Source organism: Sodalis sp. RH15, from assembly GCF_047324255.1.
GTDB lineage: Bacteria > Pseudomonadota > Gammaproteobacteria > Enterobacterales > Enterobacteriaceae > Acerihabitans > Acerihabitans ligni.
The window spans coordinates 5,182,909-5,198,203 of the sequence record NZ_CP178738.1; the positions used below are offsets into that span (position 1 = coordinate 5,182,909).

Below are 15,295 nucleotides of genomic sequence, written 5' to 3' on the forward strand. Positions count from 1 at the left end.
TCAATTGTTAATTGTTCCAATTATATGAGAGATTACCTGATCTCTGCGAGCGCGATCAGTTGAGTCCCATTTAATTTTATTGTCAGAATTTTTAAAAACTTCGGTTGGATAAATTAATTTTCTAAAACCATAGGTTACTCTCTTTAAAACTTTTGCGCTTTCCTTTGCATTTAATTGAATGTTGTCTATTATTTCCTGTATAGGAGATGCTAGTACGGCGATCATAATTACATCATAAGAACTTACATTAATATTTTTCCCGTCATGATGTTCAACCAGAACATTGCAAGAACCTAATTTTTTTAGTATATCTTGAGATTTATAAACAGCTGATTTTGAAACATCTATGCAATCAAATTGACATCCAATAGCTTTTGATATCATTATGGGCGATACTGGGAATGGACCACCACCTATCCATAATATTTTATCATTCTTTTTTAATTTTAAATGTAAAATTTCTCTGTTTACTAGATCCCTATATCTTTTGAAATATGGCATCAAAATATTTTTGTTCCCATTGAAAATGAAATTTGTTATTTTAGGATTTTCACTAATGATACTATCAATATTCATTTCTATTTTTGTTTCAAAAGACACATACAATGATTGTATCTTCCTAAGAACATCGCAGGGTAATCGGCTCACTATAGCCTCCTGCTCAAGTTCTGACTTTAGATCATTCAACAATAGATGATCAAGCATAAGAATATGTTCATATTGTATCTCATCTGTATCATCATCCTTAAAGTTGGTTACTGTATTGGCAATAAAACTAGAATACCCATCTATTTCATCTAAACGCTTCATTATAGTAATCCTGTCGTTAAACAATCTTTTTATTTTAAAGTAGACCTTAGAACAACAACCGTATGACCCACTTCTTTACCATGCTTTATGTATGATAGAGCCTCTTGGGGTGATAGGATGAATGGACTCAGTTTCTCCTCTATCTGCAACGCATATTTATTGCCAGTGTAATATCGGTTTTCATGAAAAACTTCCTCCAATTTTTCGATTGGATAGAAATGGAATGGTCCAAACCCCTCATTTTCCCATTCTAAATAACCATTTATAACGTCTTCAGGTTCTGACTGCTTTTTCCAAGTTATTAGATGAATAGCGCCCGTATATCCTGCCAATTCGGAAGTGTCAAGTATAACTTTAATTGGAATTCGTCCTCCGATCACGGAAAGAATATCGCCTGAGGAAGAAATCAAATTTTTCGCCTCAATCAAAGCAAGATAGTGCAATGTAATAAGATATTTTGAAATAAACGAAGGAACGAATTCGTTGCGTTTTTCTATATATGTAGAACTGTTTTGTCCCTGCTCAACGTCAATATTATCGAATGTAGGTATATTGGGGAGATTCTCGTATATAAGGTCTATTTTCTCATTAATATCTAAAACTGGTGTAAGCAAATCACCCGCTAATGCAATAACCTCTACGGTATTTTTTTTTGCAATATTCTTAACTATATTAAGTCTTGCATTTTCTACAACATCCTCATGCAGGTCCGTGATAATTACTTTATCCAGATTGAAAATTTCAATTGCAGCTAATGCATCCAATCCTGCACCAGTTCCAACTGTACAAAAAATTTTCTTTTCTCCATTTACCTTGGCCAAAGCTTTGAATGCTGGAGTTGCCACACTTGCTACCCAGTCACTTAATGGATCATCCGTTTTAGGCATGTATGAATGTTCCTTTAATTCAATGTTTACCATATGTTTTATTTTTTGGGGAAAAGATAAATCCAGGAATCTCCCTATGTCAAAACATATGCTAGAGGAATCTAAATTATTTTTTTCTTGCAATAGTTCAATCATGAATTTTTACCTCACGGTTTATTGGTATACCATTTATGTTTAAATAATGTTATTTTCAAATCATTTATGAAAACATTATGTAGCACTAATGTTGCTACTTTCTTGGCTGGATGTTGCAAATATTTATTAAAGACTACTTTCGGCTTTGGTATTTTTCTAGTTTCCTTTAGCTAAAAATTAGAATTGCATAATAATTTTTAGCTTGGAAATTAATAATAATTGTTTCATAATAAGATTAGTTTATAGCCAATCCGGAGAATTCAATGAATGATCATTGCGCTGTTATTCTTAGTGACAGGCGATTAACGCTTGAACATTTACGTACTTTTGCATGTATCGCTGCTGAAGGTAGCTTCCAAGCGGCAAGTTTCAAACTTAACCGTACACAATCCGCGCTAACTCAAAGCTTGAAGCATCTTGAGGATATTATTGGTTCTCCTCTAGTTCTACGAATTCAAGGACATATTGGTGGATTAACACCTGAAGGTACAAGGCTGCTTCCATTAGTTATGGATATTTTACTCAGATTAGATAAAGCTCTTAGCTATATAAGAGAAACAGAATTGAGTGGATTTATTCGTTTAGGCGTTCCCGATGATTTTAATATTACTGACATCCTTTCATCTATATCATATTTACTTTCAGTAAATCCAAACCTCAAGTTGCAAGTTGTTTCGGCATTATCTGATCATTTACTATATTTAATTGATAACAATGAACTTGATATCGCAATTTTTAAGCATACAGTTTCGGTAGGTGCTCTGAATCGACTTGCTTTAAAAAACATTTGTCACCTCTGGACGGAACCTTTACATTGGGTAAGTAGAGATATCGCTGACTTTAATCGGATTGAATCTATTCCCTTTGTAGGATTCCCGCAAGGTTGTGCTTATCGGTCCGCTGTTACGCAAATTCTAAAAGAAAATGATAAGGATTTTTTTATTGTGTATGAGAGTGCCTCATATGATAACATAAAAATTGCTATTTCCTCGGGATTAGGCATAAGTTCACTCCCTCAAAGTTCAATTTGGAAAGAACATATGATATTATCTTTCAATAATCACTTTCCCGTTCTTCCTCCTGTTCATTTATCTATGGAAATTAGGACTAAAGGGAGGATATATACTGAATTCTCTGATTTTATCATCAAATCGTTATCTCGCCTAAGGTAAAAATATAGTTCATATTTGAATCATTAGTACAGGCTCAAAACATAAGTAATAGATTAAAGCTATTGTTATGGACCGAGGCCGGCTCAGTTTTATAACGTAGTATATCTGTAGGCGCCGATGAAGTTGAACCCGCTGCTACGAAAATATCAATAAAAACCTCTGTAGAAGTAACCCGCACCTTTAAACACATTGCTACCTCAATGGCACATCAGCAGCCTCAGGCTCTGGTCGGAAAACCATGCGGTTAAAATTATTACGTAACTGAAGCGCTATGCCTTCCCTGAGATTAGTGAAATAGATATCGCGGAGCTGAAACCCGGCATCTGAAGCAGCTCAACAAAGCCATTGACGGCAAAGGTGTGCATGACATGACGGGCGAGATGTGCCAGTACCTGATCAAATTCCTGCGCCACGCAGTGCAGAAAGGGAACACCCTGCGTTCGATCTGGGTGGGGTCGCGCCCCCAATCTTGACCCCACATTTTCCCGCCTTGCTACACGCTGATTAACAACGTGGTAGCCACCATAACCGACCCGTTTCAGCGGTAGGTGATGTTTTGCAAACGTTTCCACTACGCATACACATGACTTGGATCATACCCCTGATAGGGTGAGTTCTAATAACTCTTTAATATTATTAATCAACGTTTAGTTTTTTTAAACAAACTACCACTTTTACAAAATCGGAGTTAAGTTTGATTTTCAATAACAGTGGAATGGTGAAAAATTTAATTCATATATTTTTTAGTTAAAAGGAGAGTTCACAAATTATTGTGAAAAATTGATATCGTCATTGGAGGGCAGAAATTTGTAGCTTTGAGAATCCAATGATAGCGATTTTCTATAGAAAAAAACAGATTTTCCCTCATTAAAATCTGTCTAACTTAAAAAGTAAAAAAGGGGAATTTGGTGAATCAAAGCACAGGAAACGAAAAAAATGATATTAACAGCAAAAAAAATACTGGAGCTTGTAAATAAAGGGGATGTTGTCATTATCCCTTTCAATGAAGCCAGTCTGGATGTAAATTCTTATTCGTTTCATCTTGGTAAGGTTTTAGTTGAATATGGCAACTCTGTTATAGATTCCTATGTACCACCAAAAGAAAAATATATTGAAATTCTTGAACATGGCTAYANATTAAAGCCTGATCATTTTTATTTATCGTCAACGTTGGAGAAGATGGGGAGCTTAACTTGCGCTAGTGAGCTCTATGCCAATTTCTCCACAGCAGCATGTGGTATGTTTATTCAAACCAGTGCCCCACTTGGACACACCGGCGCCATTATTAATTGGACACTGGAGATTATTGTAGCTCAGCCAGTTATCGTCTACCCAGGAATGAGGATTGGCAAGATCTGTTTCTGGGAAAATTTTGGCGAACTAATTAATTATCAAGGGCGTTACCGTGGCTCAGACAACGTCGTTGCATCAAGAATTTATCAGGACTTTAACAGTCAGGAATCACAGAATGATATTAACGGGTAAGGAAATTGAAAAAAGAGTAAGAAGTGAGGAAATCATTATATCTCCTTTCTTACCTGACAATATAAATCCGAATAGCTATAATTTCCGCTTAGGCCATACCATGAAAGTCTACCATAATGAGATTATTGATCCAGCGAAAGAGAATCCAGTAGACATCATTAAGATCGGAGATAACGGGTATATTCTTAAACCGAGAAAACTCTATCTGGCTGAAACGATAGAAATAATGGGTAGTACAAATTTCGTTCCCACCTATGCTGCGCGCTCTTCCGTTGCTCGCATGGGGATGTTTATTAACCTATCCGCACCATTAGGGGATATTGGCTTTATAGGCCGCTGGACTATTCAGCTATTCTGTATTCATCAAGTGAAGGTCTATTACGGCATGAATATTGGTCAAATGATGTTCTGGCGTACCTCGGGAGAAATCGAGCTTTACCACGGGAAATATCAGAACGCGGAGGGGCCGATTGAAACCCGCATCCATATTGATTTCAAAGAAAAGATGAAAAAAGGTCTGTCGGGATTATCATTAATAACCCATGATAAGGAACTCCAATGATTGAATTTGCTAAAGATCAGGAAATCATCCTTCCGGGTAAATTTAGAAATATTTATGAGCTGTCAACTCAGCACCCCGTGCCTCCAATGGTTTTAATCACAGAAATACACTTAACCGACTGGTTAAATGATTTCTCCAAAATTAAGGCCATCCTGGCCGATGCTGAGCGCAATATTGCCATCACCTCCGGAGCTTTTCTTACTCAAGACATGGAGAAAATCACTCGGGCATTGAATGAACTACGGTGGTCTGAACAGGCAAAGACCAGCATCACTGAGTTTGTCAGTGATCTCATAGATACTCAAGGGACGCTGAATGTTGCTGTTCGCTCCGCCTGCCTGGCAGAAGATATGCAAAAAAAAAGTTTTGCTGGCATCTATGAGTCGGTACTTAACGTCGGGTCGGTAAGCGATCTTCAAGAAGCAATCTTCATTGTGTTGAAATCCTTTTATTCTCTGCGTGCCATTATGGAAAAACGTGATGCCAATGCAGATGCCGCAGTTAGCGCAGTTAGCGCAGTTAACATCATTGTCCAGCGTATGGTAAATCCTGACTTTTCCGGGGTGGCATTCAGTTGCCATCCGTTAAGTGGACACGAAAGTTTATACGTGGAATATGTACCTGGCTTAGGGGAAGGATTGGTATCCGGCGAAAAGGAATCGTTACAGCTACAAATAGACAGTGAAGACCCACGTCACCGCCAAGCTTGGCAGCAAATCAACGGAATAGTCAACTCCGCGCGTACTTTACTCAACAGCCATGTCGATATTGAGTGGGCCTACCAAGATGGAAAAGTTTGGCTATTGCAGGCTCGCCCGGTAACTACCTACCCCCGTGTTGAATGCGATAATACACCAAGTGCATTCTTCTGGCCGTTATACGGTGATTTGCCGGTCAAACTTGCGGAAACACTGCCAGCATACGCCATATACTTCAATCAAAAACGAAAGCCATTGATAGATATTGCTCGTCTGCATCAGAAAACACAGCCCGGAGCCATAATCCTACAGGCCAACCGATATGGACTTGAAGACATAGTGTTGCAGCAACAATTGCTGGATCACTTTACGGGGCAGTACGTAGTTGTGGATTTTTCAGATGCAGTGCGGCAGTTGATTGTTGACAAGTCGACCTTGGTGGATCAACTCACCGCACTGATGTCAGAAGGGAGACGACTCTATACGGTAGTGCTCCGCGACTTTATTAAAGGCGAATGTGGCCTGATCACTCGCAAGGTTCAAACACCAGACGGGATAAAACTTGTGGCAGAAGTTTCCCCTGATGGTCTGATGGCAATGAACCGAGGTACTGCCATCAGCCAAATTCTGACGCTGGATAACCCCCAGCAGGAGGCAGGGCTAACAGAAGATAATATCAGCCTGCTACACCGAGTGACGGCAGATGCCTTGCAAGCACTAGGGGATGTACAAATTGAGTGGGTGCTCTCTGGTGGTCAGTTATATGCTTTGGACTATTCCGCGGTGACGGACACTCAGTTGGTATTTTCGGCAAATGGTCGGGTGATGTCGCAGGGTTACGCACGCGGACAAGTTTATCTGATCACAGAGACAGAGGAGATGGAAAGTTACAGCATTGCCCCCTCTATGAGTCTGACAGAAGTCCCCGATGCGTCAGTATACGGAGACCTATTCTCAACCATGGTGCAAGAAATGGAAAAGTTACCATCCCCGCCCATTGTACTAGCGCGTCGACCCTATGCAGCCTTAGCTTCCCTGATTCCATGGGCAGCTGGATTTATTTTTGAAAAAGGCTCTCTACTCAGCCATTTGGGCATATTACTGCGCGAGAAAAAACTGCCCGCCGTTTGTGATGAGCAATTATTTAAACAGATAAAACACGGCGATATTTTTGTACTTGATACTAACTCAACTCGTTGAGGGATATTTATGGATAGCAAATTATTTATTCTTTTATTTCAGCCCGGAGAGTTTTTTTCACCACGATCTGTGGTTGCTCACCCCGATGTAGTTTTGAAATGCGACGATACTGTGAGCATAGCAGGGAATAATTCTCTATTCCATCGTGAAAACGACTTAATCGCCAGTAAAATAATTACGGCCAGCAGTTGCCATGAAATAGCATCAACCCCTTATCAGTTCCACTATTTTACCGACCACTACCGCCAAGTTAAAAAAGCGAGTGGAGTGCAATTTGACACATTATTCTCCAAGTTTAATATCACAAAGCACTTTAACGAATTGATGCCAGCAATCTCAATACGAATTGACGAACAACAACAGTTGGCAAAACTCTATCATTTCAATGATACTGCATGGCATGGCACATTAATGGTGAAGTATGCAGAAGTGGATATCACCAATCTGGCCGAAGCCAACGACTGGCAACTCTGCATAAATGCGTTAGAAGGAGCATATCCGCGTCTACTGAAATACCGCCATTTATTGAATGACACCTGCTGGTATAGTCGCTGGAAACACGATATGGAATTGGAAAGAAAATTCACTTTCCAAGGAATTCCGAACACTTGGAAACTAAACACGGCATTATATGAGGCAATTAATCTGCGTGGTGAACTATCTGGTTTTATACCTGAACTTGATATGAGCCTGCAAGTATTTGACTACGACAACCATATTTTCGAAGTGATTGAGCCTTCAGCAAAGGGTTATATCTCTTTTATCCCCCAGACGAATAACAAGGTTGCTATTAAACAGAAGTGGTTTGCCAAAAATGCTGAACTCCGTAAAGAGAGTATTTACTATGACGTTACTCTCAGCAACTCAGAATTTGAGTCAAAGGCACGCGAAATGGCCGGCGGTGAAATTAAGCGTCTAGCGCCTTTCCGCCGAAAACGCTTTGATGTAAATTTCGAGTCCCTTGAAACCGGCAACATTTATGGCGTCTATTTCGATATCTGCCGTAGTTTAGATGAGCCATCGCGTTTCGCATTTTCACAATGCGAAGTGGAATACTGCCGCTCACGTACACTATTTGATTACAGCAACGTAATGGAAGAATTCGAACTGGTATGTGCCTATGTTAAACACTTCCTCGAGCAACAAGGAATGCTATTTGAACAGAATCTCTATTCCAAGCTTGATTTTGCGCGTGAAACCCATCTTGCTCTTTCACAACAGGAGATGACCCATGGCTAATTACGTTGTTCTGGGAAGCTGGAAAATCCGCCATGATGAACAGGTTTCCCCCGCAGAGCGGTCCTTGTACTTTGTAGCTTTGCCGGAAGGGGAGACAATCACCGACAAAAGCATTCTTTGTGATCTCCGAGGGCTGACCAGTCCGGTACTGGATGCTCCCGCCGGTCACCCAGTCATTGATGCCTCGTTAAATAATCTGAGCAGCGAGTCCATTCCATTGGCTGTAGTATCGACCACCCCCACTGGATGGCAGTTGACACACCTCGTACACCGCATTGAAGTTTGGGTGACGCATTTTTTGGCACTAGAAAATTTACCGATATCGATCACTGAAGAAGAACTATTTGATGCGCTTTGTACTCAGTTCCACCAAAATTACCTTTATAACAACAACTTCGAGTGTTATTACGAGAAAGGAATCCCTGATACCGAACTAGAGCAAAAGTTTAATATCAAACAAAATTACAACTTCTACGAGCTCAATGAACGCTTCTACGCCGCTCTGGCCGATGGCAAAGTGGCAAACTTCCGTCCTCATTTAGGCGATGAAATTGAACACTGGAGCTACGACAATGATCTCTTCGAGATCGCCCCTAATGAAAAACACATTGCGGGCTACGTGTCGGTGATGCATTGGAGCCGTAAAAAGAAGATACGCTTCGATGAGCCGGTGGTTACCTTCAAGAAAAAACTCTATCAGGAAGATGCGCTGGAGCGATGGGAGCGTAATTACCACTTTCAGCGTATCGACACCACCCCGGAGGAAGCGCTATCCAGATTTTTTGAACTCCCTCTGAAAGAGCTGCCGAGCTGGCGACGGGTGCGCTTGGACATTGCTTGTGAATACCTGCCGACAGGCGACATCTACATGCTTAATTTTGAGGACTGTCGCATCAAGGATGTCCACGACGCTGCCGGCCGCCTACAACAGTGCGAAATTGAGTACCTGAAAACTCGCGGTAAAGCAGACAAAACCAACATTTACCGTGGGTTTAATGCACTGGTAATAGAGGTGGAGTCATTTATTCAAGCACAAGAACTTTCTTTTGAGAAAAGTCACTATTCAAAACTAACTTTCCTGAAAGATTTTCAAGCATCCTCATCTTATAGAGAGAAAGCCTGATGATGGAATCAGTAATCCTCAGCAATGACAAACTCTTGGTGAACATCACATATCCTGAGTCACGGCGCGAGCTATTCCAGAGGTTAATGGCGTTTATCTCGCCTAATTTTTCACCTCTGGACACAGTTGATGAGGTGGTGGATTTACAGCTTACTCTGTACCCGCACAGTGATTTTTCTGCTGGCTGGAAAGCAGCGTGCACTACTACTTATCTTATCCGCCGCAGTACCGCCGAGGCATTTAATCTCGAGATCAATTGCGGCGAACTGAGTGATGGCCGTCAGGTCGCTTGGCATGAGCGTGATCAGACTGGTTATGCCTGGCAAAAAGGCGGACAGCATATGGTGATGTATGTCAGCCACGAAAGCTTTATCCATGTGATCGAGTTTTTTCGCTACTACCTACTGGCGCTGGAGGCATTAAAAGGAAGTCTTATCCTGCATGCCTCCGGGGTAGATAACCGTGCCACCGGTAATATTGTGGCTATCTGTGGTGTTAAAGGGGCCGGTAAAACCTCGACCATGCTCAATTTGACCACATCTGAAGCCTTTCGATATTTTAGCGGCGATAAACTGCTTGTGGATATACACAACAACGAACTTAGGGTACGTGGCTGGCCTGATTATCCTCACGTGGGTGCGGGTTCATTACGTCGACATCCTGTGCTTTGCCGTAAACTTGGTTTGACGCTAAACCATCCCCCTCTCTCAACAGCGGAAAATAGCGATAAGTTCCTGTTTGTACCCGAATTGTTCTACAGTGCATTAAGCAAATCACCACTGCGCGCCGCCACTCTAGAGGCGATATTGCTCCCAAACGTGCAGGATAGCACTCTGGCTATTAAGATAACTGGACGCAGCGAAAAGAACGCGTTGGATAGCAACCATTTGTTTGAAAACCCGCTATATTTCACCACCGCGACATGGCACGGCTTGGCATTGCCCGAGTGGGATGCAGTAACCGAAACCACCCACCAAAAAATACGAGATCGCTTATACCAATTGAGTTGGTTAACACTGTCTGGCAACGTGCCTGCCGCCACTTTGGCTGATCGGTTAAGCCAAGGGACACAGCTACGTCTGGCGCTAGTCGCCGGTAGTGGATCAGGTAAAAGTACCACCGCCGAATTGTTAAGTGAGGCCTTTTGCAAACGAGGACTGCTAGTAAGCATTGAAAAACTAGCGCAACCACTCTATAGCCTGCAGCAGGCTTACTTCAATGAATTAGCACAAACTATCGATGCTGATGTACAGCATCAACATCTGATGGAAAAGATCGCTGATAACCTACGCATGGTAGAACCACGTTCGCTGATCAACCATCTGTTTGCCCGCCTGCAGCGGAACAAAAGCGATGTCATTTTGACGGATGATCTACGCGACAAAAAGATCGATTGGCCAGCCCTGGTTGAACACGGGTATGTGGTAATTAGAGTATTGTGCGATGAGCCCATTCGGCGCCAACGCCTGAATGCGCGTCAGGACATGCAGTCACAAATTACCTCCACATTGGATACCGATATTAGAGCCATCGAAGCCGACATTACCCTTGATAATAATGGCGATATAAACCAGTTGCGCGAAGGGGTGTATGCGTTGGTAGAACGACTGCTGAGGGCGCGCGATGAATAAAATGTTGCCGCGCGTGAAATGGGCCGTGCTCGACGGACTTCCGTTTAACCTGCTACAGAAATATCTCGATCCCGACAGTATGCCTAAGTTGTCACAACTGATGCGCTCGGGAGCGATCACGCCGCTGGAGCCACTGTGGCCTAATTGTCAAACACCTCCTTCACTGTTTTCCATTTGGAGCGGAAAATCCGCCACTGAACATCAGATCTTGGGGTTTGATACCCCTGAAGGGACTCAGGTAGGAACATTTCGTAACGGCTTTACCGGCTGGCCAAATTCGCTGGAAATGGTATGGGAAACATATGCGCGTGCAGGACAACACATCCGATTGAATCACATTCCTTTTGTCGATGAGGCCAAACTAGGCAAGATGCTGGTGGCGCGCAGTAATATTTATAGTGAGCCTGGATATCAATCACAGGTATTTATACAAACCACATGTGTTCATATCAAGGAACACACGCTGACATTGATCTTACAACCACTAGACGCACAACACACCAAGTTACAAGTTGAGTGCGACGAGGTGAGACTCGCAGCAATATTACCGCTTGACGTCTTTAGCGATATTTATATACCAGTTCCTCTCGACACAACCCTAACGCTGATGATTATTCCAATGGACGATGGGCGCCTCAAAGGAGCGCTATTGGGCAAGAATCGTTACCAGCGTTCTGGGTGGGCTCCAGAGAGCACCGGGACCCCTCCTGAAGCAAACTTCTGTCATGCTAGCTTGGCAAAACAGTACCGGAACGGCGAACTGGGGGAGAAGAAAGGGCAAGGAGGGGATGGCAAAGCTGAGAAGATACTGTTTGCCAGCTTAGAACAAGTACATCAGAGCTTTTACCAGGAGTTGGCATATAGCTTTGCACAATGTGACGCTGACCTGACAGTGGGCTATTACCCGGTTATCGACCTTGCACTACACGAGATTCTTAATATTGAAAATCTGGCACAGCACGACGTGGTGGTAGCCGGCTATTTCCGGCAGATAATGCAATGGGCAGAGAGCGTAGTAGCAGATTTACAGGACGGCTGTCGTGAGAATGACAGGCTGGTGATCAATTCCGATCATGGTATGCAGCCTATTTTCGACACTTTCTATTTAAATCAATATCTCGCCCAACACGGCTGGCTGACTTTCGATGCGCAAGGGAGGATTGATTACTCTAACACGCGTGTAGCTTACCATCCGGCAGAGAATGGCACCCTATCAATTCGTGATGGATGCGATATTACTCAGGTTTGCGCACTGGTTTATGCATTTTTTATCGATGCGGAACGTTCCGGTGCAAGAATTACGCACTTACCGATGCCATCTAGGCAACAGGAGTTCGATACAAGCTGGTTTTTATTGCCACCGGACGGGGTAAGAGTCAAAGCGTCAGCCTCAAGCCAACTGATCAACCGCAGTGACAAAGCAGGCGATCATTGTGGTTACAGCCCGCTAATAGATCTGAAAGGTACGCTGATCAGCCCTCACGAGGGTAACCGGGCTGCAGTTATGCAGATGTATGACATCAAGACCTTCATTTTGAGTGAATAGCATGGATCTGAACATTATTCTTATTGTGGCGCTATTTTCGATAGTGCAGTCAGTTTTCGGCATGGGTCTATTGGTGTTTGGAACGCCCACCCTGTTGTTAATGGGATACCCTTTCAGTGACGTGCTATCGATTCTACTCCCTCCTTCATTGACTATCAGTACTATCCAAGTACTGCGTCAAGGTAAACAGCAAAAGCATTTTGCCCTCTCGCTGATTAAATTTTGTCTGCCTGTTCTTATTATTTCTCTTGCATGGACCCTTTTCAGTAAGCAGAAGCTCAACTTGCATTACATTATTGCAGCAATTTTGATTTTTACAGCGATATCCCGCTTTTCAGTTCACGTTTCCAACGCTCTGCGCCAATTTATTGAGCGCAACAGCCGTAAGTACATGGCGACGATGGGTTTTGTTCATGGGATGACCAACATGGGTGGTAGCCTACTGTCAACCTATGCGGTGACTCAACATCAGCTAAAAAAGGAAGTTCTGGGTTGTATTGTGACCGGATATTTATTGTTCGGCATTGTGCAGTTAGGTACGTTGCAATATGCCAATGCATTTAACATCAGCCTTACCACACCCGTTACCTGTCTGGTGGCAGGTTCGGTGTTTATGTTAATAGGCAATCGCCTCTACAGCTGGCTCAACGAGAGCTTTTATCATGGCGTGTTCACCTTGTTTATGCTGGTGTATGCGGCGCTGTTGATCTTCCATTGATTTGGGAATGCTGAGTGATGAACAGGAAAAAATATAAAGGTGTGATTATTGATGTGGACGGAACACTAGTGTTACATGGCAAAGCACTGCCAGGAGCTGGCGAGGCTATTGATATACTGCGAAGCGCTGGTTATCAGCTTCGTTTTGTCAGTAATACCACCAGCAGAAACGCAACGCAGTTGGCAGAGATACTGACTCACTGTGGCATCAGAGCCAGTGAAACAGAGATCCAAACATCAGTTTCAGCCTGCCTTTATTACCTTCAGACAAAGTATGGTGAGAACAAAGGATTTATAGCCGTACCGGATGCACTGCAACCATGCTTCGGCCATATTGCACAAACTGCCGAGCAACCAGATTATGTGGTGCTGGGGGACCTGGACGATGGATTCCAATACGATATCCTGAACCGTATATTTAACTTCCTGCGCGATGGAGCACAACTGGTTGTATTCCACAAAAATCTCTGGTATTTCCGCGATGGCAACACCTGGCTTGATAGTGGTGCTTTCACGCAGGCACTGGAATTAGCGAGCGGTACCCAAGCTATTGTCACCGGAAAACCATCTCCGGTGATGTTCCACAGCGCAGTAGCATCCATGGGATTAACGAACGAGCAGGTGCTGGTGGTAGGAGATGACGTTACTACCGATATCGCCGGGGCCCAAAACGCCGGGCTGGCGTCTCTATTGGTGGGCTCTGGGAAATTCAAACCTATAGACTTAACGCTGCATCTGATATCCAAAAAGAACTTTATCCCTGGCATCATCAATTTGCCCGAGTGGTTACAGCTTAAAAAGGCAGTATCCATATGAAATTACTCAATATTGAAGTGACCTCACGCGGCGATGTATTCCACAGCCGCTACGATATTTTTCGCCAACAGGGAGCAGAGATTTACTATCTGACAGCCAGTCGCGAGAGTGCCGACTACCCCCATTTCGCAGGCAAATGTATATTGCCGTCGAAATCGATTGATACGATCTTGAGCAAAGCAAAAGCTTGGCATAAGGAGATAGGTTTCAACGCCATCATCACCACCGACGAAGCCTCGGTGATATCGGCAGCTGTGTTATCTGAAGCGCTGGGCTTGCCGGGCATCAGCCTGCAAGCGGCCAAAAACAGTCGCAATAAGTACTTAATGCGATTGTCACACCAGAACGGAAGAGCGCCTCACCCCCCTTTCTATTTATGCGACGACCTGATTCAGGCACTGCGAGCGGGGGAAAAAATAGGCTATCCACTGATTATCAAGCCGACGCTGGGCGGTAATGCCGAGCATGTGCACCTAATCCGCAATGACGAGACGATGCGCAAACAGTTCCCGTTAGTGCTGCAAGCCAACCAAAACTACTCCTACTGTCACCATGAGGCGAGTGGACTCGATCTCGGACCTAACTCACTACTGGTTGAAGGTTTTCTTGCGGGTTCAGAACATTGCATCGAAGCTTGGGTATGCGATGGTGAAGCTCATATCGGCTCGATTGCCGATCGCATTTCTGCCGAGTTGGAAGTATTTGATAACGATCTTTATCGTACTCCCAGCGCTCTCTCAGAGAAAGACATAGAAAAACTGCGCCAGGCGCTGCAGGCAGGCGTCAGCGCACAAGGTATTACCCATGGTGTTGTTCATGCGGAATTCCGCTTCCATCAAGGCAAGCCCTACATTCTGGAAATCGCAGCACGCGTGGGAGGAGGCAGCCTGTATAAAATGGCACGACTGAGCTATGACTACTGCCCGATTATCACAGCCTACCGTGTGGCTACTGGCCAATTGGTATCACCGAAACCGTTGAAAAAAACCGGTCGGGTTGCTGTCGGACTTACTATGTTGTGCAATCAGGGGAAAATCGCCAAAATCCGCGTACCGGAGACTGTCAAGTCGCATCCTGCCGTATTCAACTTCGGTATTCTCGCACAGGTTGGGGATTTTCATAGTCGTCCTCCTGCCGGAAACGACATATTTGGCTATATCGGCGTAACAGGTGAGTCACAGGAGGAGGCAATTACATTAGCTTCGCTACTTTTTTCACAAATCGTAATTACTTTTTCATCTTAGGGGTTGTCGGCTTTTCTCGGGTAAATATTA

At 43.4% G+C, this 15,295-nt stretch carries 13 protein-coding genes; 11 read left to right on the forward strand and 2 right to left on the reverse strand.

The features are described 5' to 3' along the window. Together ACL2XO_RS23520 and ACL2XO_RS23525 are read right to left on the reverse strand one after the other, a co-directional pair. Complete coding sequence (locus ACL2XO_RS23520) at positions 1-810, reverse strand: nicotianamine synthase family protein (protein ID WP_413741617.1); 810 nt, start codon at positions 808-810, stop codon at positions 1-3. A gap of 29 nt (positions 811-839) precedes the next feature. After that, positions 840-1,832, reverse strand: a complete 993-nt coding sequence (locus tag ACL2XO_RS23525; protein ID WP_413741618.1) for a hypothetical protein — start codon at positions 1,830-1,832, stop codon at positions 840-842. A 263-nt stretch (positions 1,833-2,095) separates the two neighbouring features. On the opposite strand from ACL2XO_RS23525, the gene ACL2XO_RS23530 reads away from it, so the two are divergent. The 11 genes from ACL2XO_RS23530 (at position 2,096) to ACL2XO_RS23580 (ending at position 15,265) form a co-directional block, all read left to right on the forward strand. Beyond that, positions 2,096-3,004 (forward strand): LysR family transcriptional regulator, encoded by a 909-nt coding sequence (locus ACL2XO_RS23530; protein WP_413741619.1) that lies wholly within the window; start codon positions 2,096-2,098, stop codon positions 3,002-3,004. Between the two features lie 936 nt (positions 3,005-3,940). Continuing rightward, entirely contained in the window at positions 3,941-4,489 is a 549-nt protein-coding gene (locus tag ACL2XO_RS23535; protein WP_413741620.1) for a dCTP deaminase domain-containing protein, read from the forward strand. Further along, complete coding sequence (gene dcd / locus ACL2XO_RS23540) at positions 4,473-5,051, forward strand: dCTP deaminase (protein WP_413741621.1); 579 nt, start codon at positions 4,473-4,475, stop codon at positions 5,049-5,051. The genes ACL2XO_RS23535 and dcd overlap by 17 nt, the downstream gene beginning before the upstream one ends. After that, entirely contained in the window at positions 5,048-6,949 is a 1,902-nt protein-coding gene (locus ACL2XO_RS23545; RefSeq protein ID WP_413741622.1) for a PEP/pyruvate-binding domain-containing protein, read from the forward strand. Before dcd ends, ACL2XO_RS23545 begins: the two co-directional genes overlap by 4 nt. Before the next feature lie 9 nt (positions 6,950-6,958). Then, positions 6,959-8,188 (forward strand): hypothetical protein, encoded by a 1,230-nt coding sequence (locus ACL2XO_RS23550; protein WP_413741623.1) that lies wholly within the window; start codon positions 6,959-6,961, stop codon positions 8,186-8,188. Beyond that, on the forward strand, positions 8,181-9,311 hold the full coding sequence (locus tag ACL2XO_RS23555) for a hypothetical protein (RefSeq protein ID WP_413741624.1): 1,131 nt from the start codon (positions 8,181-8,183) through the stop codon (positions 9,309-9,311). Before ACL2XO_RS23550 ends, ACL2XO_RS23555 begins: the two co-directional genes overlap by 8 nt. After that, positions 9,311-10,942, forward strand: a complete 1,632-nt coding sequence (locus ACL2XO_RS23560; RefSeq protein ID WP_413741625.1) for a hypothetical protein — start codon at positions 9,311-9,313, stop codon at positions 10,940-10,942. The genes ACL2XO_RS23555 and ACL2XO_RS23560 overlap by 1 nt, the downstream gene beginning before the upstream one ends. Further along, the gene (locus ACL2XO_RS23565; protein WP_413741626.1) at positions 10,935-12,488 is read left to right on the forward strand and encodes an alkaline phosphatase family protein; all 1,554 of its coding nucleotides are present in this window, start codon (positions 10,935-10,937) and stop codon (positions 12,486-12,488) included. The genes ACL2XO_RS23560 and ACL2XO_RS23565 overlap by 8 nt, the downstream gene beginning before the upstream one ends. Before the next feature lies 1 nt (position 12,489). Continuing rightward, positions 12,490-13,206, forward strand: a complete 717-nt coding sequence (locus ACL2XO_RS23570; RefSeq protein WP_413741627.1) for a TSUP family transporter — start codon at positions 12,490-12,492, stop codon at positions 13,204-13,206. Between the two features lie 17 nt (positions 13,207-13,223). Further along, positions 13,224-14,021, forward strand: coding sequence for an HAD-IIA family hydrolase (locus ACL2XO_RS23575; RefSeq protein WP_413741628.1), 798 nt, complete (start codon positions 13,224-13,226; stop codon positions 14,019-14,021). Further along, positions 14,018-15,265, forward strand: a complete 1,248-nt coding sequence (locus ACL2XO_RS23580; RefSeq protein WP_413741629.1) for an ATP-grasp domain-containing protein — start codon at positions 14,018-14,020, stop codon at positions 15,263-15,265. Before ACL2XO_RS23575 ends, ACL2XO_RS23580 begins: the two co-directional genes overlap by 4 nt. Positions 15,266-15,295: the final 30 nt, after the last annotated feature.